The following is a 9,049-nucleotide window of genomic DNA, read 5'->3' on the forward strand; positions in this document are numbered from 1 at the left end:
GTCGCCCGGCTGCACCTGGACGCCCTCGGCGCCAAGCTCAGCACCCTCACCAAGGAACAGGCCGCCTACCTCGGCGTGCCGGTGGAGGGGCCGTACAAGGCCGACTACTACCGCTACTGACCGGCACGACAAGGGGCGGGGCGGCCTCGGCCGCCCCGCCCTTTCGGCGTCCGCGCGCTCAGCCGGCCGGGCGCACCCGCGCGTACCGGATGGGCAGCGAGGTGAGCCCACCCAGCGCCCGCGGCGTGCCCGGCGGCTCGGCGGCCAGCTCGGGCGCCACCACCCGGCGCAGGAAGGCCGACAGCGCGAGGTTCGCCTGCAGCCGGCCCAGGGTGGCGCCGAGGCAGTAGTGCGGCCCGGCGCCGAAGCTCAGGTGCTGCTCGGTGCGGTCCGGGTCGAGCCGGTCGGGATCGGTGAACCGCTCCGGATCCCGGTTCGCCTCGGCGAGCACGATCACCACGGTGTCGCCGGCGCGCAGCCGCGCCCCGCTCGGCAGCGTGGTGTCCTGCTTCACGTGTCGCCACAGGCACTGCACGAGCGGGGTCAGCCGGAGCAGCTCGTCGACCAGGCCCGGCATCTTCTCCGGTTCGGCCCGCATCCGGTCGGCCAGCGCCGGGTCGGTGAGCAGGCTGTAGAGCCCGCTGGCGATCAGGCTGCTGGTGGTCTCGTGTCCGGAGACGACCAGCAGCCACAGGCCGTTGACCACCTCGGCCCGGGTGAGCCGCTGGTCGCCGCTGTGGCTGGCCAGCATGGCGCTGACCACGTCGTCCCCCGGCTCGGCGGCGCGGGCGTCGACCAGCCGTTCCAGGTAGCCGCGCAGCTCGCCGGAGACCCGGTCCACCTCCGCCGGGTCCACCGGGTTGGACGGGTCCATCGAGCGGGAGATGAAGTGCGACCAGTCCTGGACGCGCTGCCGGTCGTCCTCGTCGGCGATGCCGAACAACTCGCACAGCACCCGGATCGGGATCGCGTAGGCGAACTCCCGCACCACGTCGCAGCCGGTGCCGGCGGCGAGCCGGTCCAGCAGCCCGTCCACCACCCGCCGGGTGGGTTCCGCCGCCCGGGCGGCCCGGGCCGCGAACGCCTGCCCGACCAGCAGCCGGTGCCGGGTGTGCTCGGGCGGATTCAGTTCGATGAACGGAGCGTCGGCGTACCGCTGCTCCTCCTCGGCGCTGACCTCGCCGGCCGCGGCCCGCTGCTGGTACCAGCGGCTGTCCCGCGGGTCGACGCTGACGGCGGGATCGGCCAGCGTGGCCTTCGCGTCGTCGTGGCCCAGGACGACGACCTTTCCGTCCGCGTCCACCACGACCGGGCCCTTGTCCCGCCATTCCCGGTACATCGGGTACGGGTCGGCCTGGTGCTTGACGTACATGTCCTCGATACGGTCGACAATCGCCGGTTGCATGAGCATCCCCTGACCGGTCGGCCTCTGACGGTGGCTGTCGAGGCTATGTGCCGTCGCCGACCGGGGACAACGCGGCCGGATTGCGCGATGTCGCACGCACGGCGCCGGTCCACCTATCCTCGCGCCGTGGCGGTCGGGCGGAGGCGGCGACGATGCGGGTGACCGCCGCGGTCGCGCCCGCTCCCGACCACCCGCTGCGGCTGGAGGAGCTGCGGCTCGACGGCCCGGGGCCGGGTGAGGTGCTGGTGCGGATCGTCGCCTCCGGGGTCTGCCGCACCGACACCGACGCCCGGTCCGGCCGGTCGGCCTTTCCGCTGCCCGGCGTGCTCGGGCACGAGGGGGTCGGGCGGGTGGTCGAGGTGGGGCCGGGAGTGTCGTCGCCCGCCGTCGACGAGGCCGTGCTGCTCGGCTGGCCGGCCTGCGGGCATTGCCGGCACTGCCGGGGCGGCCGGCCGCGGTACTGCACCGACCTGCCCGGCCTGCTCTTCGGCGGTCGCCGCCCGGACGGCGGCCCGGTCTTCCGCCGCGCCGACGGCAGCGTGGTGGCCGGGCGCTTCTTCGGCCAGTCCTCGTTCGCCAGCCACACCGTGCTGCCGGCCGGGGCGCTGGTGCCGGTGCGCACCGGCCTGCCGCTGGCCGCCGTCGCCGCGTTGGGCTGCGGGATCACCGCCGGGGCGGGGGCGGTGCTGTACGCGGCCCGCCCGGACCCCGGCGCCTCGGTGGCGGTGTTCGGCGTCGGCGCGGTCGGCCTGGCCGCCGTCATGGCCGCCCGGTGCACGGCGGCCACCACCATCGTGGCCGTCGACCGCGATCCGGCGCGGCTGGCCCTGGCCCGCCGGTACGGCGCCACGCACACCGTCGACGTGACCGGAGTCCGCAACGTGGCCCGGGCCGTACGGGAGCGCTGCGGCGGGCCGGCCGACGTGACCGTGGAGTGCACCGGTGACCCCCGGGCCGTCCGGCAGGCCGTCGACGCGGTCGGCATGCCGGGGACGTGCTGCCTGGTCGGGGCGGCCCGGCCCGGCGAGACGTTCACCGTGGACCAGCAGACCATGTTGCGCGGCAAGCGGATCCAGGGCTCGCTCGGCGGCGAGGGGCGCCCCGAGGAGCTGGTGCCGGCGCTGCTGCGCCTGGCCGAGCAGGGCCGGTTCCCCTTCCACGAGCTGGTCGCCTACCGGTCGTTCGACGAACCGGAGGCGGCGCTGGCCGACCTGCTGGCCGGCGCGGCGGTCAAGCCCGTGCTCGTGCTGGATCCGGCCGCGTTGACGGCGCGGACCGACGGATGTGAGGGTTCCGGACGATCGCGCTGAACGGTGCGTGCCCGTTCGCTCACCCGGGGGGCGCCATGTCTCTGCAGCTCTACTGGTTCATCCCCGCCCACGGCGACGGCCGGGAGGTGGCGAAGCCGCGCGCCGGCGGGCCGCCCGGCGTGGCCACGCTCCGCAGGGACCCCGACATCGACTACCTGGCCCAGGTGGCCGGCGCCGTGGACCGGCTGGGCTTCGCCGGCGCGCTGGTGCCGTTCGGCATCTTCTGCGAGGACCCGTGGCTGGTCGCGGCGGCGCTGAGCCAGCGCACCGCCCGGCTGCGCTTCATGGTCGCGTTCCGCCCCGGGCTGCTCTCGCCCACCCTGGCCGCCCAGATGTCGGCCACCTGCCAGCGGATCTCCGGCGGGCGGCTGCTGCTCAACGTGGTCGTCGGCGGCGACCCGGAGGAGCAGCACCGCTACGGCGACTGGCTGGCCCACGACCAGCGGTACGCGCGGGCCGACGAGTTCCTCGCCGTGCTGCGCGGCGCCTGGTCGGGGCCGCTGGACCTGGACGGGGAGCACTACCGGGTGGCCGGAGCCACGGTGATGCGCCGCCCCGAGCCGCCGCCGATCTTCCTCGGCGGCTCCTCCGCCGCCGCGCAGCAGGTCGCGGCGCGCCGGGCCGACGTCTTCCTCACCTGGGCCGAGCTGCCGGGGCAGACCGGCTCGCTGGTCGCCGGGGTGCGGGCGCTGGCGGCCGAGGCGGGGCGGGAGATCGCCTTCGGCACCCGGTTCCACGTGATCAGCCGGGACACCTCGGAGCAGGCCTGGGCGGTGGCGGAGGCGATGGTGGCCAACCTGGACCCGGCGCTGGTGGCCCGGACCCAGGAGCGGTTCCGCCGCAGCGACTCGGAGGGGCAGCGCCGGATGGCGGCGCTGCACGGTGGCCGTACCGACCGGCTGGAGATCTACCCGAACGTGTGGGCCGGGTACGGCCTGGTCCGCCAGGGACCGGGGATCACGCTGGTCGGGTCGCACGAGGAGGTCGCCGACCGGATCGCCGAGTACCACGCCCAGGGGCTCGACCACCTGATCCTGTCCGGGCAGCCGCACCTGGAGGAGGCGTACTGGTTCGGCGAGGGGGTGATGCCGGCGCTGCGCCGGCGGGGCCTGCTGGCCGGGCCCGACGGCGACCGCCCGGAGCCGGCGCCGCCGCACCGCCGGGCCGGCCAGCGGCCGGAGGTGTCCGTCCGGTGAGCCCGCAGCTGACCCGGGCCGCCGCTGCCACCGGCAGCCTCGCCGACCCGGCCACCTACCTGGACGGTCCGCCGTTCGCCGAGTTCGCCCGCCGCCGCCGGGAGGCGCCGGTGAGCTGGGTGGCGGAGGTGCCGCTGCGGCGGCACTCGGCCCGGGGCACGGTGGTGCAGCGGGTCGGCGGGTACTGGGCGGTCACCGGGCACGCGGGCGTGGTGGCCGCGTCGCGGCGGCCGGAGGTCTTCTCCTCCGCCGAGCGCGGCGCGTTCCTCGCCGACCCGACCTCCCGGGCCGACCTGGAGCGCTCCCGGCAGCTGCTGGTCGGGATGGACCCGCCCGCGCACACCCGGTTGCGCCGGGTGGTCACCGCCGCGTTCACCGCCCCGGTGGTACGCGGCATGCGCGCGGCCATCGCCGAGCACGCCCGGCAGATCGCGCGGCGGGCCACCGCCGGTGATCCGGTGGACGCGGTCGCGGCGATCGCCGCCGAGCTGCCGTTGCTGGTCCTGGCCGACCTGCTCGGGATCCCCCGCGAGGACCGCGGCCTCTTCCTGCGCTGGAGCAACAACCTGGTCGGCTTCGACGACCCGGCCTTCGGCGGGGGCGACGTGGAGGTGTTCAAGCAGACCTTCGTGGAGGCGTTCGGCTACGCCCTCACCGCGGCGAAGGCCCGCCGGCGCGACCCGGGCGACGACCTGGTGAGCCGGCTGGTGACCGCCGAGGTGGACGGCCGCCGGCTCACCGAGAGCGAGTACTGCCACCTGTGGTTGCTGCTGGTGGTGGCCGGCAACGAGACGACCCGGCATCTGATCTCCGGCGGCCTCGACCTGCTGGCCGACCGTCCCGACCTGGCCGACCGGCTCGCCCGCCGGCCGGACCTGGTGCCCACCGCGGTGGACGAGATGCTGCGCTGGACGACGCCGATCATGCAGTTCCGCCGTACCGCGGTGGTCGACACCGAGCTGGCCGGGCAACGGATCCGGGCCGGGGACAAGGTGGTGCTGTACTACATCTCCGCCAACCGGGACGAGACGGTCTTCGATCGACCGGAAACTTTCCTGTTGGAGCGAAGTCCCAACCCGCACGTCGCGTTCGGCGTCGGGCCGCACTTCTGCCTCGGCTCGCATCTGGCCCGGGTGGAGGCCGCGGTGCTCTTCGAGGAGCTGGCGGCGCACCTGCCCCGGCTGCGCCGCACCGGCCCCGCGGTCCGGCTGGAGTCGAACTTCATGAACGGCCTGAAGCGGCTGCCGGTCACCTTCGCCGGCTGACTGACGCCTTTCCTCACTTGCACACCACGCGCACCGGGACCCGGTCGTAACCCCGGAAGCCCAGTCCGGCGCGGCGGCGGGCCGGGCCGGTGGCCTCGATCCGGCGCAGCCGGGTGGCGAGGTGGTCGAAGACGGCCGCGCCCTCGACCCGGGCCAGAGTGGCGCCGAGGCAGTGGTGCGGGCCGGAGCTGAAGGCCAGGTGCGGGTTGGGGGAGCGGCCCAGGTCGATCCGGTCCGGCTCGGGGAACCGCCGCTCGTCGCGGTTCGCGGAGGCGAGCAGCAGCACCACCACCCGGCGGGCCCGGATCACCCGGTCGCCGACGGTGACCGGCTCGCGGACCACCCGGGACGTGGCGTGGATCGGGCAGTCCCAGCGCAGGAACTCCTCCACCGCGCCGGGCGCGAGGCCGGGGTCGCGGCGCAGCCGGTCCAGCAGCTCCGGTCGGTGCAGCAGCAGCGCGCCGCCGGTGGAGAGCAGGTTGGTGGTGGTCTCGAAGCCGGCGAAGAACAGGAAGATGACGTTGTCGACCAGCTCGGCGCGGCTGATGCTCCCGGTCGCCTCGGCGTCCCGGAGCAGGTGCGACAACATGTCGTCGCCGTCCCGGCCGGCCCGCTCGCGCAGCAGCCCGCCGACGTAGCCGCGCAGCCAGCCGACCGCCCGGACGGCGTCCGCCCGCTCCCGCTCGGTGGGGGCGCCGGAGCCGAACATCCGCCCCAGCGCGACGGCGTGCGGCTGCGCCTCCGCCCGGTCGGCCACCGGGATGCCGAGCAGCTCGGCCGCCACCGTGACCGGCAGCGGGTACGCCAGGTCGGCGACCAGGTCCGCCGCGGGCGCGTCGGCCATCGCCTCGAACAGCTCCGTCACCAGTTGCACGATCCGCGGCCGCAGCGCCGCCACGGTCCGCGGGTTGACCGTACGGGCCATCGCCCGGCGCAGCGTCGCGTGCTGCGGCGGGTCCCGGTTGAGCACGGTGGCCCGGAAGAACCCGGTCAGCTCGTCCGGCTCGCCGGAGAGCCGGTAGACCAGGTCGGGGAACTCGTGGCTGAGCCGCGGGTCGGTCAGCAGCGCGGTGACGTCGGCGTGCCGGGTGACCGCCCAGGCGCCCGGCCCGGCGGGCAGCACCCGGCCGGCGGCGCGCAGCTCGGCGTAGTGCGGGTACGGGTCCGCGAGACCGGCGACCTCCGCCTCGTCGTAGCGGAGCACGGTCACACCCGGGTCAGGCTGAGCGGCTCCGTGGGCCGGGCGGCCGCCGCCCGGGCCAGGGTGAGGTAGTCGGCCAGGAACTCCTTCGCCCAGGCCGGCCGGAACCGGTCCGTGGTGTAGAAGAGCATCGCCTGGCAGGCGCCGGTGTGCTGGGGGATCAGGCCCAGCTCCAGGCCGAACCGGCTGCCCAGCGAGTCCGGCGTGTAGAGCTCGAACTCCACGCCGCGGGCCTGCACCTTGGTGCCCGGCGGCGGGGTGAGCAGCATCTGGAACACCACGTCGTCGACCCGGCCGGAGGTGTTCTGCAGGTTCAGCGGCAGCATCTGGTAGGGGATGCCCTCGTGCAGGAAGCCGTCGATGACGGTGCCGCGGACCCGGCGGACCACCTCGACGAACGGGGCGTCCGGGTCGACCTGGTTGCGCAGCACCACCATGTTCGCGAAGAAGCCGACGGTGGTCTGCACGCCCTTGACCGACCGGTTGGCGAACAGCGACGCCACGGAGATGTCGGTCTGCCCGGTGCGCTGGGCCAGCAGCAGGTAGTACAGCGAGAGCATCACCGCGAACGGCGTGGTCCGCTCGCCCCGGGCCACCGCCTTGAGCCGGTTGAACACCCCGGCGTCGATCGTGGCCACCTCGATGCCGGTGGGTCGGGCGCCGGCGGCGTTCGGCACCGCCGGGGGGAGGTCGACCAGCTTCATGTCGCGCAGCTGCCGGGTCCAGTAGTCCTGGTGCACCTTGAGGGCGCCGCTGGTCAGCTGCTCGTGCTGCCACCGGGCGAAGTCCGGGTACTGCCACTGCACCGGCGGCAGCCCGGGGTCGCCGTCCGGCCCGGCATCGAGGAACCGGATCAGGTCCTGCAGCACGATGCCGCACGACCAGGCGTCCGAGACCAGGTGGTGCATGTTGAGGCAGAGCATGTGCTCGTCCGGGCCGAGCCGCCACAGGGTGACCCGCAGCGGATACCGGCCCACGTCCACCGGCGTGTGCAGCTCCCGCTCGACGGCCTCGGCGACCACCGCGTCGAGCCGGCCGGGCTCGGCCGCCAGCGGCACCACCTCGAACGGTGGCGGCAGCTCGTCGTGGATGTGCTGGACGAGTTCCCGGCCGCGGCGCACCAGCGTCGTCCGCAGCGCCTCGTGGCGCCGGGTCAGCCGGCCCAGGGCCACCTGGAGCTCGGTGACGTCGAGCGGGCCGTGCAGCTTGCACACGACGGGGCAGTTCAGCGATGCGGTGTCCGGGCGGTAGTGCTCCAGGAACCACAGTAGACGTTGACCGATGGATGCCGGCGCCTCCCGATGAGCCATGGGCAGCAAGATAGTGGGCCCCCGCGCCCCTGGCGAGAAAGCTGCGGTCGAAAAAATGTGACCGCCCGTCATCGTCAGATAACCAACAGATGTCAATGTGGCACCCGATGCCGATTGCGTCCGGGCGCTCGCGTTCATAGCTTTGTGTCCGCGCCCGGTAACGGCACGTTGCAGTAGGGGGCTGAGTCGCAACTGTCCATTTACGGGCGCACTGTGCCAATTGGCGAATCGAATTGGTCGAACGGACCGGACAAAGCGCAGGCGAAGTTGCATTCAAGACAACTCGGGGGAGTGCCTTGTCGATGCCCGCACACCAGCTCATGCCCACCTCGATCTCGGAGTCGGAGGTCAAGCGACCCTTGCTGCCGCCACGGATCCCGAAGCCGTCCCCATCGCCCGAGAACCACCCCGTCACCATGCTGCCGATCGGCAAGCTGCTGCCCGCGGACTCGCCCCGGCTCTCCGGTGAGGACGACCAGCACGTCCGGATGCTCGCCGACTCCGACGCCGACCTGCCGCCGATCCTGGTGCACCGGCAGACGCTGCGGGTGATCGACGGCATGCACCGGCTGCGCGCGGCGATGCTCCGCGGCCAGGAGGAGATCGCCTGCCGGCTCTACGACGGGGGCGAGGACGCGGCGTTCGTGATCGCCGTGGAGACCAACATCACCCACGGACTGCCGCTCTCGCTGGCCGACCGGGAAGCCGCCGCCGCCCGGATCCTGCGTTCGCATCCACAGTGGTCGGACCGGGCGATCGCCGGCGTCACCGGTCTGTCCGCCAAGACCGTCGGCGTCATCCGGCGGGGGGCAACTGTGGACCAGCCTCAGTTGCACAGCCGGATCGGCCGCGACGGCCGGGTCCGGCCGGTCAACGGCGCGGACGGGCGCCGCCGGGCCGGGGAGCTGTTCGCGCTCCGCCCCGACGCCTCGCTGCGCGAGGTGGCCCGGTGCGCCGGCATCTCGCCCGGCACCGCCCGGGACGTGCGGGAACGGATCCGCCGCGGGGAGGACCCGATCCCGCCCCGCCAGCGCGGTAACCGCCCCCGCCCGGAGCCGCCGAGCCCGGAGCGGGAGCTGCGCCGGCTGATGAACGCGCGCGGCGGACCGCTGCGCGACCGGGAGACGATCCTGCGCAACCTGCGCCGTGATCCGTCTGTCCGGTTCACCGACAGCGGACGTAACCTCCTGCGGTGGCTCGACGCGCGGGCCGGCTGCACCGACGGCTGGGAAACCGTCGTGCACTCCATCGCGCCGCACTGCGCGTACGCCATCGCCGACCTGGCCTGCGCGATCGCCGAGGAGTGGCTCGCCGTGGCCGAGCACCTGCGCCAGCGGGCGGAGAGCGCCGCCTGACGTCCCG

General features: G+C 74.4%; 8 protein-coding genes. 5 read left to right on the plus strand and 3 right to left on the minus strand.

Annotated elements, in window-relative coordinates:
- Window positions 1-120 (plus strand): adenosylhomocysteinase (locus AC1WTP_RS04080; protein WP_481648085.1); only part of this gene is annotated, 120 nt, incomplete at its 5' end.
- A gap of 58 nt (window positions 121-178) precedes the next feature.
- Here AC1WTP_RS04080 and AC1WTP_RS04085 read toward each other — a convergent pair.
- Window positions 179-1,405 carry a cytochrome P450 gene (locus AC1WTP_RS04085; RefSeq protein WP_481647898.1) on the minus strand — a complete coding sequence of 409 codons (1,227 nt, stop codon included), beginning with the start codon at window positions 1,403-1,405 and terminating at the stop codon, window positions 179-181.
- A 152-nt stretch (window positions 1,406-1,557) separates the two neighbouring features.
- Here AC1WTP_RS04085 and AC1WTP_RS04090 point away from each other — a divergent pair, with 152 nt between their 5' ends.
- From AC1WTP_RS04090 to AC1WTP_RS04100, 3 genes are read left to right on the plus strand one after another with little or no spacing between them, the layout of a single operon-like run.
- Window positions 1,558-2,715: an NAD(P)-dependent alcohol dehydrogenase gene (locus AC1WTP_RS04090; RefSeq protein WP_481647899.1), complete on the plus strand. Its 1,158-nt coding sequence runs from the start codon at window positions 1,558-1,560 to the stop codon at window positions 2,713-2,715.
- A 35-nt stretch (window positions 2,716-2,750) separates the two neighbouring features.
- Window positions 2,751-3,911 (plus strand): LLM class flavin-dependent oxidoreductase, encoded by a 1,161-nt coding sequence (locus tag AC1WTP_RS04095; RefSeq protein ID WP_481647900.1) that lies wholly within the window; start codon window positions 2,751-2,753, stop codon window positions 3,909-3,911.
- The gene (locus tag AC1WTP_RS04100) at window positions 3,908-5,176 is read left to right on the plus strand and encodes a cytochrome P450 (RefSeq protein WP_481647901.1); all 1,269 of its coding nucleotides are present in this window, start codon (window positions 3,908-3,910) and stop codon (window positions 5,174-5,176) included. Before AC1WTP_RS04095 ends, AC1WTP_RS04100 begins: the two co-directional genes overlap by 4 nt.
- 13 nt (window positions 5,177-5,189) lie before the next feature.
- Here the strand turns inward: AC1WTP_RS04100 and AC1WTP_RS04105 are convergent, their stop codons facing one another.
- Both AC1WTP_RS04105 and AC1WTP_RS04110 read right to left on the minus strand, forming a co-directional pair.
- Entirely contained in the window at window positions 5,190-6,386 is a 1,197-nt protein-coding gene (locus tag AC1WTP_RS04105) for a cytochrome P450 (protein ID WP_481647902.1), read from the minus strand.
- The gene (locus AC1WTP_RS04110) at window positions 6,383-7,687 is read right to left on the minus strand and encodes a condensation domain-containing protein (RefSeq protein ID WP_481647903.1); all 1,305 of its coding nucleotides are present in this window, start codon (window positions 7,685-7,687) and stop codon (window positions 6,383-6,385) included. Before AC1WTP_RS04110 ends, AC1WTP_RS04105 begins: the two co-directional genes overlap by 4 nt.
- A gap of 302 nt (window positions 7,688-7,989) precedes the next feature.
- Between AC1WTP_RS04110 and AC1WTP_RS04115 the strand changes: the two genes are divergently transcribed.
- The gene (locus AC1WTP_RS04115) at window positions 7,990-9,042 is read left to right on the plus strand and encodes a ParB/RepB/Spo0J family partition protein (protein ID WP_481647904.1); all 1,053 of its coding nucleotides are present in this window, start codon (window positions 7,990-7,992) and stop codon (window positions 9,040-9,042) included.
- Window positions 9,043-9,049 lie beyond the last annotated feature (7 nt).

This window comes from Micromonospora sp. R311 (genome assembly GCF_056780015.1).